Here is a 20,639-nt window from a genome sequence, read left to right on the forward strand (position 1 = left end):
CTCCCGGGTGTCTTGATCAGATTTTTTCAACTAAGGTAAGCCTTACCTAAATTTCGAGGAGCAATCGATGTCCATACGCAGAACCTCCGGCCTCGTCGGCGCCGTGTCGCTGGCTTTGATCCTGGCCGGATGCGGGTCCTCGTCGGACGGCGGGTCCGACGCCGCTTCGGAGAAGGACAAGACCCGGGTGTTCGCCGCGGACAACGGCAAGATCACCATCCCGGCCGACCCGAAGCGTGTGGTCGCCACCGGCTACGCCGTGCCCGCGCTGATCGAGGCCGACGCGCCGCTGGTCGGGATCTCGTCGTGGAAGCGCGGCGAGCCGATGATGAGCAAGGAGGACCTCGCCGAGTACAAGAAGCTCACCAAGGTGGCCGGTGAGCAGGCGGCCGAGACCAACTACGAGGCCATCGCCGAGGCCGAGCCCGACCTGATCGTCATCGGTGTGCCCGCCCCCGTGCTCGGCGACATCGACGTCAAGCGGCTGGAGTCCATCGCCCCCGTCGTGGCGATCGGCCCGAGCCTGCCGTCCGCCTGGCGCGACCTCTCCCGCAAGCAGGCCGACGCCGCCGGCGCCCTCGACAAGTTCGACGAGGGGCAGAAGGCGTACGAGGCCAAGGCCGCCGAGCTGGCGACGAAGTACAAGGACGTCCTGCCCCAGCTCAAGCTCGGGCACGTCGGCGCGTACGGCGAGGTCGCCAAGGGCACCTTCCAGCGCGAGTTCGGCGGTTCGTGGGGCACCAACATCGCCGAGGACCTGGGCGCGAAGTACTACGGCAAGGTCAAGAAGGCCGGCACCGGTTCGAGCGCGGTCAGCGAGTACCCGTCGATCGAGGAGCTCCCGGACGCCTTCGGTGAGGCCGACGTCCTGACGTACTCGGTCAACGCCGACGGCAGCGTCTCCGAGGCGGTCCAGTACGTCCTCGACTCCAAGCTGTGGAAGAACCTGCCCGCCGTCAAGGCCGGCAAGACCTTCCCGCTCCGCTACACCGAGGCCGCCACCTACGGGCAGGCCATGAACACCCTGGACGCGATCGACATGTCGCTCGCTCCGCTGCTGAAGTCGTGACCGTCGCGGGTCGCGCGTCGGGACGGGCGGGGAGCAGGCGGGCCGCCGTACCGCAGACCGGCCTGCTCGTCGGGGGACTGGTGCTGCTGGCGGTGGTGGCCGTGCTCAGCATGGGCATCGGCGCCCACCCGGTCCCCCCGGGAGAGGTCGTACGCGCACTGCTGGACTACCAGGGCACCGACGACCACGTGATCGTGCGTGACGTCCGGGGGCCCCGCTCGCTGCTCGCCGTCGCGGTGGGCGCCGCCCTCGCGGTGTCGGGCGCGCTGATCCAGACGCTGGCCCGCAATCCGCTGGCCGAGCCCGGCATCCTCGGGGTCACCGCGGGTGCCGGGTTCACCATCACCGTCGGCTCGGCGCTCGGCTGGGCCGCCGGGCAGGCGGGCCAACTCGGCTTCGCCGTACTCGGATCGGTCCTCGCGGCGCTGCTGGTGGCCGCGGTCGGGCGGCGCTCGCCGCTGCGCCTCGTCCTCACCGGCGTGGCCCTGACCGCGGTGCTCAGCGGTGTCGCCCTGGGGCTGCGGCTGATGCTCCCGGACGTCTTCGACACCTACCGCTTCTGGTCGGTCGGTTCGCTGGCCGCCCGCGAACAGGCGCCGCTGGCCCTGCCGTTGGCCGCGATCGTGGTCTGCCTGATCGGCGCGCTGCTGCTGAGCAAGGCGCTCAACGCGCTGGCGCTGGGCGAGACCGTGGCGCACACCCTCGGTGCGGGGGTGGGCCGGGTGCGGGCCGCCGCGCTGGTGCTGATCACCGTGCTCTGCGCCGCGGCCACGGCGGTGGCCGGACCGATCCTGTTCGTCGGCCTGATCGTGCCCCACCTGGTGCGCAAGCCGGCGGCGGGCTCGGTGCCCTGGCTCATCGTCTACACGATGGTGCTCGGACCGGTCCTGCTGCTGATCGCCGACATCGGGTCCCGGGTGCTGCTGCCGACCGGCGAGGTGCCGGTGGGCATCGTCACCGCGTTCCTCGGAGGACCCATGCTGATCTGGGCCGTCCGCCGCTACGGGGCGGGGTCACTGTGAAGACACTCCGACCGAGGATCGAACGCCGTACGGCCCTCCTGGTCGCGGTCATGACCGCCCTGATGCTGGGCCTCGGGCTCCTCGGGCTCTGTTACGGGGCCTCCTGGGCCTCCCCGGGCAAGGTGTTCGCCGTGCTGACCGGCACGGAACGCTCCGTGGTGATCTCCGACTGGCGGCTGCCGCGCGTGCTGGCCGGGCTCGTCTTCGGCGCCGCACTCGGCGTGGCGGGGGCGCTCTTCCAGAACCTCACCCGCAACCCCATGGGCAGCCCGGACGTGATCGGCCTCGACGCGGGCGCCTACACCGGGGCGCTGGTCGCCATCACCGTGCTCTCGGGCACATCCGCGCAGCTGGCCGCCGGTTCCGTGCTCGGCGGACTGCTCGTCGCCGCCGCCATCTACCTGCTGGCCTACGAACGGGGCTTCTCCGGACTGCGGTTGGTGGTCATCGGCATCGCGGTCAACGCGATGGTGACCGCGATCAACTCGTGGATCGTGCTCCGCGCCGAGCTGGAGGTGGCCATCGCCGCCGTCGGCTGGAGCGCCGGATCGCTCAACGGTGTGGGCTGGGACGACGTCGGGATCCCGTTCACGGTGATCGCCGTACTGCTGGTCCTCATGACCACGCGGGCGCACGCCATGCACCAAGCATCCCTCGGCGACGCCGTCGCGGCCACCACCGGGGTCGGACTCAACCGGCTGCGCCTGCTGATGGTGCTGGTCGGCGTCGGCTGCACGGCCACCGTGACCGCGGTCGCCGGACCGATCGCCTTCATCGCCCTGGCGGCCCCGCAGATCGGCCGCCGGCTCGCCGGTGCGGCCGGTGTCCCCCTGCTCCCGGCCGCGCTGACCGGGGCGGTTCTGCTCCAAGGCGCCGATCTGCTCGCCCAGATGCTGCTGGCGCCCGTCGCGCTGCCCGTGGGAGTGGTGAGCACCGCGATCGGCGGCTGCTATCTGATCTGGCTGCTGACCAAGGAGGTGAGGCGCGCGTGACCGCACGCCTGACCGCGCGGGACATCACCCTGCGCTACGGAGACCGGGTCGTGTCCACACGGCTGAACCTCGACGTCCCCGACGGCGCGTTCACCGCCGTCGTGGGCCCCAACGCCTGTGGCAAATCGACCCTGCTGCGCGCGCTGGTGCGGCTGCTGCGCCCGGAGGCCGGTCATGTGGAACTCGACGGCCGCGAGGTCGGCGCGTACGCCCCCAAGACGCTCGCCAGACAACTCGGCTTCCTGCCGCAGGATCCGCTCGCCCCCGACGACATCAAGGTCTGGCAGCTCGTGAGCCGGGGGCGGTTCCCCCACCAGTCGCTGCTGGCCCTGTGGTCGCCGGACGACGAGGAGGCCGTCACCGAGGCGATGGCCGCCGCCGGCGTCGAGGACCTGGCGGACCGGCCGGTGCAGGAGCTGTCCGGCGGGCAGCGGCAGCGGGTGTGGATCGCGATGGTGCTGGCCCAGCGCACGTCCTACCTGCTGCTCGACGAGCCGACGTCGTTCCTGGACATCACCCACCAGTACCAGCTGCTCGGTCTGCTGGCCCGGCTGCGCGACGAGGGCCGCACGGTGATCGCCGTCCTGCACGACATCAACCAGGCGTGCCGGTTCGCCGACCACCTGGTCGCCATGCGGGACGGCAGCGTGATCGCCGAGGGCGTCCCCGGGGACATCGTGGACGCCGCCCTCATGAAGGACGTCTTCGACCTGCCGAGTGTCATCGTCCCCGACCCCGTCACCGGCACACCGATGGTCGTACCCACACTCCAAGGAGAGTAAGTTGAGCACCGCAAGCGTCTCCTCCGGCGGCCTCCTCCCCCTCACCCGGGCCCAGTTGGGCATCTGGAACGCGCAGAGCCTGGAGCCGGACTCGCCGTACTACGTCGTCGGCGACGTCGTGGAGATATCCGGCGGGGAACCGGTCGACGTCCCCGCGCTGGTCGAGGCGGTCCGGGCGACCACCCAGGAGGCCGAGACGCTGCGGCTGCGGGTGTACGACACACCGGAAGGGCCGCGCCAGAGGGTCGCCGAGGAGCCGGTCGCGCCACCTCAGGTGCTCGACGTCCGAGGAGCGGCCGACCCCGTGGCCGCCGCCCAGGCGCTGGTCGACGCGGAGCGGGCGCGGACGGCCGAGGCGTGCCGGGGGATGGTGGACCGGCCGCTCTTCTCACGTACCGTCATCCGGCTCTCCGACCGGGAGGTCTGGTACACCCAGCTCGGCCACCACCTGGTGTTCGACGGCTACACCGCGGCGATGCTCGCCCGCCGCACCGGGGCCCGTTACACCGCCCTGGTGCAGGGCGAGGAGCCGGCGAAGTGCACCTTCGGCAGCTTCGCCGCCCTCGTCGCGGCCGACCAGGCCTACCGGGACAGCGACCGGTCGGCCGAGGACCGCGCGTACTGGGTCGAGCGGTTCACCCCGCTGCCCGAGCTCGGGTCCTTCGACGACGCGGGCACCGCCGTCGGCGCGCCCGACCGCACCCTCACCGCGCGTACCGCCCTCACCGCCGAGGAGACGGCCCGGCTGCGCGCGTTCGCCGATGCGGAGGGCGTCACCTGGGGCGAGGCGCTGATCGCCGGGTACGCCGCCTTCCTGCACCGCAGGCTGGCCCGCACCGGCGTCGTCTTCGCACTGCCGCTGATGTGCCGCACGGGCTCCGTCGAACTGCGTACGCCCGCCATGGCCGTCAACGTGCTGCCGCTGCGGGTGACCGTGCGCGGTGGCGACCGGCTCGGCGACCTGACCCGGCGGGTGGCGTCCGCGATGCGCGAGATGCGCGACCACCAGCGGTACCGGGGCGAGGACCTGCCGCAGGACCTCGGCGTCCCCGGTGCGGGGGCGCTGCTGCACGGACGCGGGATCAACCTCAAGGCGTTCGACCTGGCGATCGACTTCGCCGGGTCCGGCGGTGTGATGCGCAACGTCGCGGGCGGCCCCCCGGAGGACATGGGCCTGAGCGTCCTGCCGGCCGGTGACGGCGGGCTGCTGCTCGGCTTCGAGGTCGACGCGCGGACCAACGACCAGGCCTCGGTGGACGGTCTGCTGGCCGGGCTGCGGGCCCTGCTGGCCGGGCTCGTCGACGGTGTGCCCGTCGGACGGATCCCCATGGCCGGCGAGGCCGGCGCGCTGATGGCGGCCTGGTGTCCGCCCGCGCTGCCCGGCACCCCGGTGGACGTGCCCACCGCATTCGACGCGATGGCCGCCGCCGGCCCCGGGCGTACGGCCCTGGTGTGCGGCGAGGACCGGCTGTCCGCCGCGGACCTCGCGGACCGGGTGCACCGGCTCGCGCGGGCGCTGCGGGCCCGCGGGATCGGTGCCGACGACGTCGTGGCGCTCGCGCTGCCGCGCTCCGCCGACTCGGTCGTCGCCCTGCTGGCGGTGATGGACGCGGGCGCCGCGTTCCTGCCGCTGGACGCCGCGTACCCGCCCGAGCGGCTGCACGAGCTGATCGAGGACACCCGCCCGGCGCTGGTGGTGACCTCGGGCGCGGTGGACGGACTGCTGTGGGGCACCCTGCTCGACGAGGCCGCGGGCCTGTCCGGCGAACCCCTGACGGCCGGTGAACTGGCCGCGCCCAGGCACCCCGAACACCTCGCCTACGTCATCCACACCTCCGGCTCGACGGGACGCCCCAAGGGTGTGCTCGGCAGGGTCGGCGGTCTCGCCGCGCTCCTGCACCACCAGCGCTCCACGGTCGTCGCGGAGGCCGAACAGGCCGCGGGCAGGCGCCTGCGCGCCGCGCACACCTACTCCTTCGCCTTCGACTCCGCCTTCGACCACCTGGTGTGGCTGCTGTGCGGCCACGAACTGCACGTCTACGACGCCGAGACCATCCGCGACGCCGACGCCCTGCTCGCCGCGTACACCCGCGACGGCATCGACGTCGTCGACACCACGCCGTCGATGGCCGCACCGCTGATCGAGGGCGGCCTGCTGGACCTGCGGCCCACCCTGCTGGTCCTCGGCGGAGAGGCCACCCCGCCCGCGTTGTGGCAGCGCGTCGCCGCGTCGGGGACGTCCGCACGCAACATCTACGGGCCGACCGAGGCGACCGTCGACAGCACCACCGCCCGCATCGACGACGGCGAGCCGCACATCGGCCACCCGCTCGCCGGCACCCGGACCTACGTGCTGGACAGCGCGCTCCAGCCCGTACCGCACGGCACGACGGGCGAGCTCTACCTCGCCGGACCGCACCTCGCGCGCGGCTACCTCGGCAGGCCCGGCGCCACCGCCGAACGCTTCGTCGCCGACCCCTTCGGCGCCCCCGGGGACCGGATGTACCGCACCGGCGACCTCGCCACATGGGTGCCCGGCCGGGGCATCGCGTACGGCGGCCGGGGTGACGGCCAGGTCAAGATCCGCGGCCACCGGGTGGAGGCCGGCGAGGTCGAGGCGGCCCTGGCGGCCGTGCCCGGCGTCACCGCGGCCGCCGCCAGGGTGCTGTCCTCCCGGCTGGTCGGTTACGTCGTCTCCGCCTCGGTCACCGGGGACGAGGCACGCGCCCACCTCGCCGAGCGGCTGCCCGACCACATGGTGCCCGCCGCCGTGGTGGTGCTGGCCGAGCTGCCGGTCACCCCCAACGGCAAGCTCGACCGCGCCGCCCTGCCCGCACCCGTCTCCGCAGGCGGCGGCCGGGAGCCGGGCACCGAGCGGGAGCGCCTGCTCTGCGCCGTGCTCGCCGACGCCTTCGACGTCGAACGGGTCGGCGTGGACGACGACTTCTTCGCCCTCGGCGGGGACAGCATCACCGCGATCACCGTCAGCAGCAGGCTGCGGGCCGTGGGTCTCGGGCTGCGGCCGCGCGACCTGCTGGCGCGCCGCAGCTTCGCCGCGCTCGCCGCCTCCGCCGAACTGCTGGCGGACGTCCCCGAACCGGTGGACGAGCCGTCCGGGCCCGTGCCCGCGCCGCCGATCGTACGCGGCCTGCTCGACCCGCACCCCGACGTGGACACCATCGCCGGGTACGCCCAGTGGACCGCCCTGAGCGTCGGCGCGCTGGACCGCGAGGCGCTGGCCGCCGGCGTGCAGGCCGTGCTCGACCACCACGACGCGCTGCGGCTGCGGGCGGCCGACGGCCTGGAGGTGCTGCCCCGCGGCACCGTACGGGCCGCCGTCGACGACGTACGCGGTGATGACGTGACCGCCCTGGCCGAGCGGCTGGCGGCGGAACTCGACCCCAGGACGGGCGACCTCGTACGGGCGGCCCTGCTCCGCACCGGCGAAGGAACGGCGGACCGGCTGGTCGTCGTCGTCCACCACCTCGCCATGGACGGCGTCTCCTGGCGCGTCCTGCTGCCCGACCTGCACACCGCCTGCACCGGCGGCACCCTCGGCCCGGTCGGCGCCTCCTGGCGCCGGCACGCCCTGCTCCTCGCCGAACAGGGCACGTCCGGTGCGCGACGCGGCGAACTCGACCACTGGCGGGCCGCGCTCGCCGGGGCCTCCCGGCTGGGCGCCCGGCCGCTGGACCCGGCGCGGGACACGGTCTCTACCGCCCACCGCTCGGTCACCGTGGCCTCGCCCGAGGCGACCGAGGCGCTGCTGACCACCCTGCCCGCCGCGTACCGCGCCGGGGTCGACGAGGTGCTGCTGGCGGCGCTCGTGCTCACCCTGCGGAACTGGGGGCTGTCCGGCGACGACGTGACCGTCACGCTGGAGGGACACGGCCGCGAACACCTCGACCTGTCCCGTACGGTCGGCTGGTTCACCAGCGAGTACCCGGTCCGCGTCCCCGCTTCCGACGCCGTCGGGCGGGCGCTGCGCGCGGCCAAGGAGGCCAGGCGCCGGGTCCCCGACGCGGGCATCGGATACGGCGTCCTGCGCCATCTCGACCCGGAGACCGCTCCCGAGCTCTCGGCGACCCCGCCCCCGGACGTCCTGCTCAACTACCTGGGCCGGTTCGCCCCGCTGTCCGCGACCGGGTGGAGCCTGCCCGAGCGGGACGCCTTCTCGGTGACCGAGCCCGGCGCCAAGGCCCTGGAACAGGTCCTGGCCCTCAACTGCTTCGTCCACGAGGGCGAAGCGCCCCGGCTCGCCGTCGAGTGGACCGCCGCGACCGGGGTGCTCGGCACCGACGTCGTCACCGCCCTGCAGGCGGCCTGGACCTCGGCCCTGGAGACGCTCACCGAGCACGCCCGCCACACCCGGGGCGGACTCACCCCGTCCGACCTCCCGCTGGTCGACCTCGACCAGGCCGCCATCGACGCCCTCGAACGCACCGGACGCGTCGCCGACGTACTGCCCGCCACCCCGCTCCAGGTCGGCCTGTCCTTCCACACCCTGCTCCGCGACGACGACGAGACCGATGTCTACGTCGTCCAGGCCGTGACCACCCTGGTCGGCGAGCTGATCCCCGGCCGGATGGCCGAGGCCGCCCGCGAACTGCTGCGCCGCCACCCCGCCCTGCGCGTGTACCTGGGCACCGCAGGCAACGACGTGGTGCAGGTGATCCCCGCCGACATCACCCTGGACTGGCGGGAGGACGACCACTTCGCGGAGGCCGCGCGTGCCGATCTGGAGCGGCCCTTCGACCCCGGCCGGCCCCCGCTGATCCGCTTCCTGCTGTCCCGGGTCGGGCCCGCCGAGCACAAGCTGGTGATCACCAACCACCACTCCCTGCTCGACGGCTGGTCCATGCCGCTGGTGGGCCGCAGCCTCCTCGCCATCTACGCCGAGCTGGGCGGCGGACCCGCCGCCCCCGCAGGCCAGCCGCTGTCGGAGTACTTCCGGTGGCTGGCGGGCCGCGACCGGGAGGCGTCGCTCGCCGCCTGGCGGGACACCCTGGCCGGCGTCGACGACGCGACGCGGCTGGCACCCGCCCGCACCGGCACCGCCGTCGAGCGGCCCGGCCGCGAAACCGTCGGCCTCGGACGCGAGTTCAGCGACCGGCTGCGCGCGTTCGCACGCGAGGAGGGCGTCACCCTGACGACCGTGCTCCAGACCGCGTGGGGACTGCTGCTGGGCAGGCTCACCGGCCGCCTCGACGTGGTGTTCGGCTGCCCGGTCTCCGGGCGGCCCGCCGAGGTCGACGGAGTCGAGTCGATGATCGGCCAGCTCGGCACCACGATCCCCGTACGCGTCAGGCACCACCGGGACACGACGGCGCGCGACCTCCTCGCACAGGTCCACGCCGAGAGCGTCGCCCTGGCCGAGCACCACCACGTCGGTCTCCCCGAGATCCAGCGGGCGGTGGGCATCGGCGAACTGTTCGACACGATGCTGGTGATGGAGAACTTCCCGCTCTCCAGCCGGAAGCGCACCCCGCTGGCCCCCGGACTCGACCTCGCCGGGGTGGACATCACCGACGCCACGCACTACGCGCTGACCGTCATCGTCATCCCCGACGACGAGATCACCATCGGCCTCGGCTACCAGCCGGGCGCCTTCGAGGAATCGGCCGTACGCGACTACGGCCGCTGGCTGCACCACCTCCTGCGGGAGATTGTCGACGACCCGGCGCGCCCCGCGGTCCGGCTGCCCGCGCTCGACGCCGGCGAGCGGCAGCGGATGCTCCGCACCGGCACCGAGGTCGTCGCCGCCAGGGCCCGCGGCCACTGGCTCGAAGTGTTCGCCGGCTGGGTGGAGCGCAAGCCCGGCGCCGAGGCCCTGGTCTGCCGTGACCGCAGCCTCAGTTACGCCGAACTGGACGCCCGCGCCAACCAGTTGGCCCACGCGCTGATCGCACGCGGCGTGCGGCCGCAGGACCCGGTGGCGGTCCTGCTCGTACGCGACATCGAGATGACCGTGGCCCTGTTCGGCGTGATCAAGGCCGGCGCCGTGTACGTACCGATGGACGCGAGCTACCCGCGCGAGCGGCTCGCCTACATGTTCGACGACATCGACCCGGCCGCCGTCGTGACGACCGGCGCCGAACTGCCCGTCGCCCGCGAACTGCCGGTGCTGCGGCTCGACGACCCCGCCACCCTCGCGTCGGCCCCGGAGACCGACCCGGCCGAGGCGCGCGCCGCCCTCACCGACGACGCGCTCGCCTACGTCATCTACACCTCGGGAACCACCGGGCGGCCCAAGGGCGTCGGGGTGACCCACCGGGGCGTGCCCGACCTGATCGCGCTCCAGGAGGAGGTCGTCGGCGTCACCGAGCACGACCGGTACCTGCACTTCGCCTCGACCAGCTTCGACGTGGCGTTCTGGCAGACCATGGTGCCGCTGCTCTCCGGCGGCACCTCCGTGATCGCGCCCGAGGAGGTGCGCGTACCCGGCGACGAACTTCTCGACTACATCACCGAGAACCGTGTGACAGGAGTGAACCTGCTCCCGTCCTTCCTCGCCGCGATGCCCGACGACGGCACCGTCGACCCCGACGTGTTCTTCGTCGTCGGCGCCGAACGGCTCGACCCGGAGCTCGCCCGGCGCTGGGGCCAGGGCCGCAGGGCGCTCTTCAACGCCTACGGACCGACCGAGGTCACGATCAACTCCACGACATGGCGGTACGACCCGGAGGACACCGGGCCGCTGCCGATCGGCCGCCCCGACCCCGACGTCCGCGCCTACGTCCTCGACGGCGGACTCCAGCCGGTCGGCGTCGGCGTGACGGGCGAGCTGTACCTGGGCGGGCCGAGCCTGGCCCGCGGCTACCTCGGACGCCCCGGCCTGACCGCCTCGACGTTCGTGGCCGACCCTTTCGGCCCGCCGGGGGAGCGGATCTACCGCACCGGCGACCTGGTGCGGTGGCGGCCCGACGGACAGCTGGTGTTCCTCGGCCGCGCCGACCACCAGGTCAAGATCCGTGGCTTCCGCGTCGAACTCGGCGAGATCGAGACCACCCTCACCGGCCATCCCGACGTCCGCGCCTGCGCCGTGATCATGCGGGAGGGCAGGCTCGTCGGCTACGTCATCCCGACCGACGACGCCGACCTCGACACCGCCCGGCTGCGCGCGTACCTGGCCGGGGAACTGCCCGACCACATGGTGCCCACGGCACTCGTGCCGATCAGCCGGCTGCCGCTGAGCCCCAGCGGCAAGCTCGACACCTCGGCGCTGCCCGCTCCCGAGACCACCGCAGCCGCACGGCGTGAACCCGCCACCGAGGCCGAGGCCCTGCTCCTCGCCGTGTTCCGGGACATCCTGGGCACCGACGAGGTCGGCCTCGACGACGACTTCTTCGCCGTCGGCGGAGACAGCATCGTGGCCCTCCAAGTGGTGTCACGGGCCCGGCGCCAGGGCCTCGGACTCGCCGCCCGCGACGTGTTCGAAGGGGAGACCGTCGCCGGTATCGCGGCACGGGCCCGCGACCTCGACGCGGGCGACGCCCCCGCCGTCGGCGACGCCCCGCTCACCCCGGTCATGCGGGACCTGCTGCGCAGGGCCGGCTCGGCCGCGGACGGCTTCTGCCAGTGGGTGGAGATCTGCGTCCCGCCCGGGGGCGACGAGACGTCCTGGCAGGCCGTGCTCGACACGGTGCTCGCCCGCCACGACGTGCTGCGGGCCCGTCTGGCCGGTGACGTCCTGCGCATCCCGCCCGTCGGCGCGGTCACCGGAGCCGACGTACTGACCCGCGTCGAGGCGGCCGGCGACCTGCGGGCCGCGGCCGACTCCGGGACCGCGGCGGCACGCGCCTCGATGGACCCGCGCACCGGTCCGCTGCTGCGCGCGGTGTGGGTGGACGCGGGCCCCGACAGGCCCGGCCGCCTCGTCCTGATCGCCCACCACCTGGTCGTCGACGGGGTGTCCTGGCGCGTCCTGCTGGACGACGTGGAGCACGCCCACGCCGGCGGGACACCGGCCCGGCACGGCGAGTCGTTCCTCGGCTGGGCGCAGACCCTGCGCGAGGCCGACCGCAGGGACGAACTGCCCCACTGGCGGCGGATGAGCGCCCCGGAGGCACTCACCCGTCCGCTCGACCCCGCCCGGGACACCGTGGCCACCGCGACGCACCACGAGCTCCGGCTCGACACCGACGCCACGCGCTCCCTGGTCACGACCCTGCCCGCCGCCTACCGCACCACACCGGACGCCGTCCTGCTGACGGCCCTCGCCCGGGCGGTACACGCATGGCGCGGCACCCGGAACCTGCTGGTCGCCCTGGAGAGCCACGGACGCCCGCGGCAGGTCGACCTGTCGCAGACCGTCGGCTGGTTCACCGCCGTCCACCCCGTGCTGCTCGACGCCGACGACGACGTACAGGCGGTCAGGGAGCGGCTGCGCGCGCAGGGCGACGGCCTCGGCCACGGCATCCTCACCGCGGCCGGACTGCTGGACCCCGTGGAGCCGGAGGTCGCCTGGAACTACCTCGGCAGGTACCCCGGCGCCCCTGCCGAGGAGACGCCGTGGCAGCCGTCCCCGGACGCCGACCCGCTCGGCTCCGGCGGCTCCGACGCCATGCCGCTGCCCCACAGCCTGATGGTCAACGCGCTGGTACGCGACGACGCGCTCGGCATCCGGTTCACCTGGCCCTCCGCGCTGTTCACCCCCGCCGAGATCGAGGACCTGGCCGAAAACATGCGGACCGCGCTCCTGCGGGTCGCCGCCGCACCGGAGATCAGGGCGCTCGGCCCCGACCGGGCGGTCAGCGACATCCAGCCGCTCACCCCGCTGCAGGAGGTGATGCTGCGGCACTCGCGCACCGAGCGGCCCGACCCGTACACCGTGCAGTCGGCGTTCTCCCTGGCCGGCCCGCTCGACACCGGTGCCCTGCGCGCCGCGGCCACCGAACTGCTGGCACGCCACCCGAACCTGGGCGCCGTCTTCCCCGCCTCCCTGGCGGTGATCCCCATGGCGCCCCGGCCGGACTTCCGGGTGACCGACGGGCCCGCGGACGAGGTGCTCGCCGCCGACCTGGCCGAACCCTTCGACCTCGCTACGGGACCGCTCGTCCGCCTGACCGTGATCCGGCTCGGCCCCGACCGCGCCGACCTGGTCCTGACCACCCATCACGTGCTCTCCGACGGCTGGTCGGCCCCGCGCATCCTCACCGAACTGTTCGCCCTCTACACGGCCCACGTCCGGGGCGTGGCCCCGGAACTCCCCGCCCCCGTACCGTTCGGCGGCTATCTGCGCTGGTGCGCCGAGCACGAGCCCGACCTCGGGGCGTGGGCGGCCGAGCTGGACGGCCTGCCCGAGGGCGACCACCTGGGCGCGGGCGAACCCGGCCCGGCGTGGCAGACACCCGAGGTCATCGAGTTCGACGCACCCTTGGTGGCCGAGATCAGCCGGCTCGCCGCGGGGCGCGGACTCACCCGCAACACGCTGGTGCAGGGCGCGTGGTCGGTGCTGCTCGCCCGGCGCTCCGGCCGTACGGACGTCTGCTTCGGCGCCATGGTCGCCTGCCGTCCCCCGGAGCTGGAGGGCGTCGAGGAGATCATCGGACTGCTGGCCAACACCGTCCCCGTACGGGCACGGCTCACCGGCACCTTCGCGGAGACCCTCACCGACCTCCAGGCCCGGCAGCGGGCCCTGGTGGAGCACCAGCACGTCGCCCTCTCCGACCTGGAGCGGCTGACCGGGCGGAGCCGGCTCTTCGACAGCATGGTGGTGTTCGAGAACTACCCCGTCGACCCGGGCCGCCTCCGCGAACCCGCCCCCGGGCTCACGGTCGTCGGCACCCGGTTCCGTGAGGCCACCCACCACCCGGTGACCCTCACGGTCATGCCGGACGGCGACGGCTGGACCGGTGTCCTCGCGCACCGGGCCGGCGTCGGCACCGACGGGCTCGCGGAGGAACTGCTCGATCTGCTCCGGTCCCTGGACAAGCACCTCGACGCCGATGTGCGCGACCTCCTGGAGGGACGATGAGCAAGGACGTCGCACCCCCCGTCGAACGGGTGGACCGGCAACTGCTGCGGGTCGCCTTCATCCTGGTGCTCGGCACCTTCATGGCCACCCTGGACGCCACCATCGTCAGCGTCGGCATCGACGCCCTGACCGAGGAGTTCGGCGCGTCCGTCGCGGAGATCCAGTGGGTCACCACCGGGTATCTGCTGGCCGTGGTCGCCGCCGTACCGGCGTCCGGCTGGCTGGCCGACCGGTTCGGCGGCAAGCGGACCTGGCTCGCCGCCGTGGGCGTGTTCCTGCTCGGCTCGGTGCTGTGCGCGCTGGCCTGGTCGGCGACCAGCCTGATCGTCTTCCGGGTGATCCAGGGCCTCGGCAGCGGACTGCTGCCCGCGACCGGGCAGGCCCTGCTGGCCCGCGTCGCGGGGCCGAACCGCACCGGCCGGGTGATCAGCGTCGTCGCGGTCGTCCCGCTGCTCTCCCCGGTCTTCGGCCCGCTCGCGGGCGGCTCGATCCTCGGTGTGGCGCCCTGGCCGTGGCTGTTCCTGGTCAACCTGCCGATCGGGCTGGTCGCCGCGCTGCTCGCCCGCAGGTACGTGCCCGCGGTGCCGCCGTCGACCCGGCGTACGGCCTTCGACCTGCGGGGGGCCGTCCTGCTCTCGCCCGGCCTGGCCGTGCTGGTGTACGGCCTGACCGAGGTGGCCCACGGCCGTACCCGCCCGGCGGAGATCGGGGTCACCGCCGGGCTCGCGATGCTGGCCGGTTTCACCGTGCACGGGCTGCGCACCCGCGCCACACCGCTGGTCGACCCCCGGCTGTTCGCCCGGCCGCCCTTCGGCGCCGCGGCCCTCGCCCTGGTGGTCCTCGGGGCATCCGTGTTCGGCACGATGTTCCTGCTGCCGCTGTACTTCCAGGCCGGCCGTGGTCTGACGGCGTGGGAGGCCGGGCTGCTGCTCGCGCCTCAGGGACTGGGCGCGGCCGCCGGATCGGTCCTGGTCAACCGCACCATCGACAAGGTCGCGCCGCGGACCCTGGTCGTGACCGGCATCGCGCTGATCCTCGCCGGCACCGTCCCGTTCACCCAGCTCGGCCACGGGATCCCGGACGCCGCGATCGTCGCGGCCCTCGCGGTCCGCGGCCTCGGGATGGCGATGGTCGGCGCGCCGGTGATGAACATCGTCTACAGCCGCATCGAGCCCGAGCACCTGCCCCGCGCGTCCGGAGCGCTCAACCTGCTCAACACCGTGGGCGGTTCGGTGGGTACCGCCGCCCTCGCCGTGGTCCTGCAGAGCCGGCTCTCCGCCCGTGGCCAGGACATCGCCTCGGCGTTCGGCGACACCTTCTGGTGGGTGCTCGGCTTCTGCCTGCTCGCTGCGGCCGGGGCCACCAGGCTGCCCCGCACCCAGGCACGCACGCCATGACCCGCCCCCCGCCGGCCCCGGACCGCGCCCATCCGGCGCCAAGTCCCGGGCCGGCGAGGGGGTTTGGAGGCACACCAGGGACTTTGAACTCGCAGATGACAAAGTATGGACTTCCCCAGCAGAAGTCCCCTACCGTGGCGGCGCCACCGTAGGCGCAGTGCAAGTCCGCGGATCAGTACAGCCCGACCGGAGTGCGACCCCCTGCTGGAGGACCCATGCATCCACGGCTGTTCCCACGTGCCCGAAGAGAGCTCACCGCCCTGCTCGTCGGAGGACTGCTCGCGGGAGGTGTCTGGGCCGGACACCCGGCCGCCGCCGCCCCCGACGACATCCCGCCCCAGGAACCCGGCGTCACCCTGCGCGTCTTCGACACCCAGGTGCCGCTCAGCACCCTGTGCACGCTCAAGCCGGGCCAGACGCCCAACCACGACAAGCTGATGCCCGCCGTCGACTGGTCCACGACCGACGACTTCGGCGGGTTCGCCGACAACTTCGTGGCCGAGGCGTCCGGCTACCTGGTCGTCCCCGAGGACGGGACGTACGCCTTCCGCCTCACCAGCGACGACGGCTCCCGGCTCACCATCGACGACCAGGAGGTCATCGACCACGACGGTCTGCACGGTGCCGAGCCCAAGGACGGATCCGCCCAGCTCACCGCCGGCTCCCACCCGTTCCGCGTCGACTACTTCGAGCGCGGCGGCGACCAGCAGCTGACCCTCGCCTGGAAACCCCCGGGCGCGGACGGCTTCACGGTCGTCCCGCAGGAGTCCCTGAGCACCGACGCCGGCGTCGTCCGGGTCACCGCGCCGGGCCGTAAGGAGTGCGAATCCGGCGCGGACAGCCCCGGTGACGGACTGCCGCTCGCCGATGTGCGCCCCGACCTCGACCTCACCGACCTGCGCCCGGACGGCTTCGAACCTCAGGTCACCGGCATGGACTGGCTGCCCGACGGGCGGCTGGCGCTCTCCACGTGGGGCGGCTCCGAGAACGTGACCGGCGAGGTGTACCTCCTCGACCACGTCACCGGGGACACCAGCCGCGACAAGGTGACGGTGACCAAGGTCGCCGAGGGCCTGCGCGAGCCGATGGGCATCAAGTACGTCGACGGCTCGCTGTACGTCTCGCAGAAGCACGAGCTGACGCAACTCGTCGACACGGACAAGGACTTCGTCACCGACGAGTACCGCACCGTCGCCACCTGGCCGTACGGCGGGAACTTCCACGAGTTCGCGTTCGGGCTGCTCTACCGCGACGGCTACTTCTACGTGAACCTGTCCGTCGCCATCGACTACGGCGGGGCCACCACCACGCCGCAGCCGGCGAAGGGACGCGGCACGACGTACAAGGTGAACAAGAAGACCGGCAAGATCCACGCCATCGCCGGCGGTCTGCGCACCCCGAACGGGATCGGCTGGGGCCCCGGCGACACTCTTTTCACCACCGACAACCAGGGCGGCTGGCTGCCCGCGTCGAAGCTCGTCCAGATCAAGCAGGACCGCTTCTTCAACCACTACACCCAGCCCTCGGGCCAGTTCGACGCCAAGCCCGTCACCCAGCCGGTGCTCTGGCTGCCGCAGAACGAGATCGCCAACTCGCCCAGTACGCCGCTGTATCTCAAGGAGGGCACCTTCGCCGGCCAGATGCTGTTCGGCGACGTCACCTACGGCGGACTGCAGCGCGGCTACCTGGAGAAGGTGAAGGGCCAGTACCAGGGTGCCGTGTTCCGCTACACCCAGGGACTGGAAGCCGGGGTCAACCGCATCACCATGGGGCCCGACGGGGCGATATACACCGGCGGCCTCGGGGCCGACGGTAACTGGGGCCAGGAAGGGAAACTGAAGTTCGGCCTGCAGAAGCTCACCCCCAACGGCGGCAACACCTTCGACATCAAGGAGATGCGGGCCGTCCCCGGCGGCTTCGACCTGGAATACACCCAGCCGCTGTCGGAGGCCACCGCGCAGGAGCTGACGGACCGCTACCGGGCGGAGCAGTGGCGCTACACCCCCACCTCCGACTACGGCGGCCCGAAGATCGCCGAGGAGCAGCTCGGCGTGCGCTCGGCGACCCTCTCCGAGGACGGCCGCACCGTGCAGCTGCGCCTCGACGGGCTCAAGCCCGACCGGGTCGTGCACCTGCGCTCCCCGCGCCCCTTCGCCTCCGCGTCCGGCGAGACGCTGTGGAGCACGGAGGCCTGGTACACGCTCAACGCCCTGCCGGGGAAGCAGCCGGCGCCGGCCACGCTGTACGAGGCGGAGGAGGCGAAGCTCACCGGTAAGGCCGGCATCCGCACCGACCACACCGGCTACTCGGGCAGCGGCTTCGTCGACCGCTACTCCACCGAGGGGCAGGCCGCCACGACCTTCGAGGTCACCGCCCCCAGGGCCGGTGACTACGACGTGAACCTGCGGTACTCCAACGGCCCCGACCCCTTCCAGGGCACCAAGTCCCTCTCCCTGCACGTCAACGGGAAGAAGCTGCGACAGACGAAACTCGCCTCGACGGGCACCTGGGACGCCTGGTCGACGCAGACCGAGCGGGTCCGCCTGCACGCGGGGCCCAACACACTCTCGTACCGCTTCGACCCCGGTGACACCGGCCATGTCAACCTCGACCTGATCACCGTGCGCCCCCACGGGGACCCCGTGCCGCTCTTCGACGGGACCGCCGCCTCGCAGGCGCAGTGGCAGCACACGGACGGGCGGCGCGTCGAATGGCCCCTGGCCGCCGAGCGGTCGATGGAGGTCTGCTGCGGCGACATCCGCACCAAGGACGCCTACCAGGACTTCAAGCTGCACCTGGAGTTCCGGGTACCGCTGCTGCCGGACGACGTGACCGGACAGGACCGGGGCAACAGCGGGATCTATCTCCAGGACCGTTACGAGCTCCAGATCCTCGACTCGTACGGCGACACCACCCCCGCCACGAACGAGGCCGGCGCCATCTACGAGAAGAAGGCACCGGACGTCAACGCGGCCACCGCCCCGGAGACCTGGCAGACGTACGACGTCACGTTCCGGGCGGCGCGCTTCGACGACAGCGGCCGCAAGACCGCCGATGCCCGGGTGACGGTGGTGTGGAACGGCAAGAAGGTCCACGACGACATCACGATCGACGGACCGACCGGCGCGGGCGCGCCGGAGGGCCCCTCGGCCGGGGCGATCCGTCTCCAGGACCACGGCAACACCGTGCGGTTCCGTGACATCAGGATCGAACCGCTGGGTTAGGACTCAGGCCTGGCCGAGACGGTCGGCCAGGCCCGCCAGATCGTCGGCGTACAGATCGAACCGGTCCGAGGGAGCGGGCGGGTCGCCGACGGGGCGGGCGACGTAGGCGGTGCGCAGGCCGAGGGCCTGTGCACCGCGCAGGTCCCACGCGTGGCTCGCGACCATCAGGAGGCGCTCCGGCGGTCGTCCGGAGACGGTGACGGCCAGCCGGTAGACCGCTGGGTCCGGCTTGTAGGTCCGGGCGTCCTCGGCGGACAGGGCCTGGTGCCAGCGCAGTCCGGCGTGGGCGTTGAGTCCCAGCAGTGCCGTCCGGCTGGCGTTGGAGAGCCCGATCAACGGGAATCCTCCGGCGAGCCGGGCGAGCCCTGCCAGGGTGTCGGGCCACGGCGGAAGTCTACGGGCCGAAAGGGCCAGCGTGGCCACGGCGGACGGGTCGTCGACCCCTACGGCATCGGCGACGCGCCGAGCGGCTTCCAGGTCGAGGACGTCGCTCGGACTGTAGGGCCGGACGCCGTCGAGGATGCGGCGCTGCTCGCGCTCGATGTGCTGTTGCCACAGCGACAGAAGCTGCTCGACCACGGGATCGGCGAGCGAGGGGTCGAGCGCGCGCAGGCCGGCGCGGATACCGGCGGGTTCGTCGACGAGCGTGCCGAGCACGTCGAACACGAGGGCATCGATCTCTGGCCCTGACACGAGATCTGACATGAGGGAGGTCTCCGGGACGAGGCGGGGGCGTACGAGCAGGAGTGACTTCTGGCCGAACACGGCGGGGGCCCACCGGATTCCCGGCGGCGGCCGGTCGCGCTGCGCGTCAGACCGGCGAGGCCTCCGACGCACGCCAGGCGACCGTGAGCCCTTCCAGCCACGCCGGGGGCAGCTCCGCACGCTCCCACTCCTCCCGGAGTGCCTCCGGTGCGGCGGTGAGGCGTTCGAGCACCGCGATGCTCGTGGGGGAGTGGAGGAGGGAGTAGCGGCCGTGGACGGCGATGCGGCTGCCCGGCCCGTACCGTGCGTACAGTCGCTCCAGCCGCCGCCGGTGGAAGTCGGTGAACCGCTCCAGCTGACCGGCGTACGCGACGCGGCCCACGACGCTCATCGTGCCGAGCGCCGCGGTCAGGACCTCGTCCGACACCTCGGGGTCGAGGTCCGAGGTGCCGCTGAACGCGAGGTAGAGCGGCGTCACCGCGACCTTCGCGCGCTCCACGTCCACCCGTCCGACGAGGTGATGGCCCCCTGCCGCGCCGCCCGCCGGGCCTGCTGCCGGGCCGATGGCACGTTCGAGTGCCCGCTCGGCGACGCGGAGGAGTTCGTCCCCCATCGCCCGGGCGCCGTCGTGCCAGCCCGCGTCGTACGGGCCGTCGGCGCCGGCCGGGGCGCTCCGCGCCTTCCCGGTCTCGCTGTGCGCGTCCACGACGGCGCCGGCCTCCACGAGCGCGATCAGCTCTTCGGCCTCGCCCGGGGGGACCCCCGCGCGGCCGAGGAGCTCGAAGAGGGTGTTCTTCGCGTTCAGGATGCTGGCGGGGTCCAGCGGGGGCCGGCCCATTTCGGCGGTGTCGATCGTGTCCCTCCTCATACGTCCGTGCTCCGGTGTTCACCATAGTTCGGGTGGGCGGCGCACGGCGGGTGCTGCGGGGGCGTTCGCGCGCTGATCACCCGGGCCGCCCGGACCCGGGTTCCTCCGGTCTATACCAAACCCTTGACACGCTCCGTGCTCATTCCTTATATCAAGGGGTGAAGTAAGTGCTTCGCTCTCACCCCGGTGCTTCCGTCCGGTGTTCTTCGCCCCTTCGCCCTCCCTTTCCGCTCGATTCGGGGGTGCACGGGGAGTGTTCGATGTGGTGCCGTCCCACTCGCTCGGAACTGACATGCGCGCGTCAGTCCCCCACGCTCCCGGAAGGGAGAAGGCATGAGTTCCCCACGCTCGCCCAGACGTCTGGTTCTGTCCCTCGTCATGGCGCTAGGCCTCGCCTCACTGGTCACTGTCCCGGCGCAGAGCGCTCCGGCGCCGGTGACCCCGCCCGCCGCCGCCGCGGCGGCCGCCGTCACGTTCTCGGACGACTTCGACGGCCCGGCCGGCTCCGCCGTCAACGGCTCGAAATGGCAGATCGAGACCGGCGACAACGTCAACAACCACGAACGGCAGTACTACACGGCCGGCAACAACAACGCCGCCCTCG

The 20,639-nt window shown here is 73.0% G+C and carries 9 protein-coding genes and 1 pseudogene; 8 read left to right on the top strand and 2 right to left on the bottom strand.

Features of this window, described 5'->3' with window-relative positions; translation table 11 throughout:
• Positions 1–67: 67 nt before the first annotated feature.
• The 7 genes from JKV81_RS08625 to JKV81_RS08655 all read left to right on the top strand — a co-directional run bounded on the left by JKV81_RS08625 (position 68) and on the right by JKV81_RS08655 (position 18,462).
• Complete coding sequence (locus JKV81_RS08625) at positions 68–1,069, top strand: ABC transporter substrate-binding protein (RefSeq protein WP_202075314.1); 1,002 nt, start codon at positions 68–70, stop codon at positions 1,067–1,069.
• Positions 1,066–2,091, top strand: coding sequence for a FecCD family ABC transporter permease (locus JKV81_RS08630; RefSeq protein ID WP_129260762.1), 1,026 nt, complete (start codon positions 1,066–1,068; stop codon positions 2,089–2,091). Before JKV81_RS08625 ends, JKV81_RS08630 begins: the two co-directional genes overlap by 4 nt.
• Positions 2,092–2,141: 50 nt before the next feature.
• Positions 2,142–3,083 (top strand): FecCD family ABC transporter permease, encoded by a 942-nt coding sequence (locus JKV81_RS08635; protein ID WP_129266834.1) that lies wholly within the window; start codon positions 2,142–2,144, stop codon positions 3,081–3,083.
• Positions 3,080–3,865, top strand: coding sequence for an ABC transporter ATP-binding protein (locus JKV81_RS08640; RefSeq protein ID WP_129260761.1), 786 nt, complete (start codon positions 3,080–3,082; stop codon positions 3,863–3,865). The genes JKV81_RS08635 and JKV81_RS08640 overlap by 4 nt, the downstream gene beginning before the upstream one ends.
• Before the next feature lies 1 nt (position 3,866).
• Positions 3,867–13,841, top strand: coding sequence for a non-ribosomal peptide synthetase (locus tag JKV81_RS08645; protein WP_202075315.1), 9,975 nt, complete (start codon positions 3,867–3,869; stop codon positions 13,839–13,841).
• The gene (locus JKV81_RS08650) at positions 13,838–15,238 is read left to right on the top strand and encodes an MDR family MFS transporter (RefSeq protein ID WP_202075316.1); all 1,401 of its coding nucleotides are present in this window, start codon (positions 13,838–13,840) and stop codon (positions 15,236–15,238) included. Before JKV81_RS08645 ends, JKV81_RS08650 begins: the two co-directional genes overlap by 4 nt.
• Before the next feature lie 215 nt (positions 15,239–15,453).
• Complete coding sequence (locus JKV81_RS08655) at positions 15,454–18,462, top strand: 3-keto-alpha-glucoside-1,2-lyase-like domain-containing protein (protein ID WP_202075317.1); 3,009 nt, start codon at positions 15,454–15,456, stop codon at positions 18,460–18,462.
• A 3-nt stretch (positions 18,463–18,465) separates the two neighbouring features.
• On the opposite strand, the gene JKV81_RS08660 is transcribed toward JKV81_RS08655, so the two are convergent.
• Positions 18,466–19,167, bottom strand: coding sequence for a haloacid dehalogenase type II (locus JKV81_RS08660; RefSeq protein WP_202075318.1), 702 nt, complete (start codon positions 19,165–19,167; stop codon positions 18,466–18,468).
• A gap of 106 nt (positions 19,168–19,273) precedes the next feature.
• On the bottom strand, positions 19,274–20,035 hold the full coding sequence (locus JKV81_RS08665) for a hypothetical protein (protein ID WP_236055868.1): 762 nt from the start codon (positions 20,033–20,035) through the stop codon (positions 19,274–19,276).
• A gap of 333 nt (positions 20,036–20,368) precedes the next feature.
• On the opposite strand from JKV81_RS08665, the pseudogene JKV81_RS08670 reads away from it, so the two are divergent.
• Positions 20,369–20,639, top strand: a pseudogene (locus JKV81_RS08670) (1,3-beta-glucanase); the annotation flags it as partial.

Origin of the sequence: Streptomyces silvae, assembly GCF_016745505.1 — a bacterium.
Classification (GTDB): Bacteria; Actinomycetota; Actinomycetes; order Streptomycetales; family Streptomycetaceae; genus Streptomyces; species Streptomyces silvae.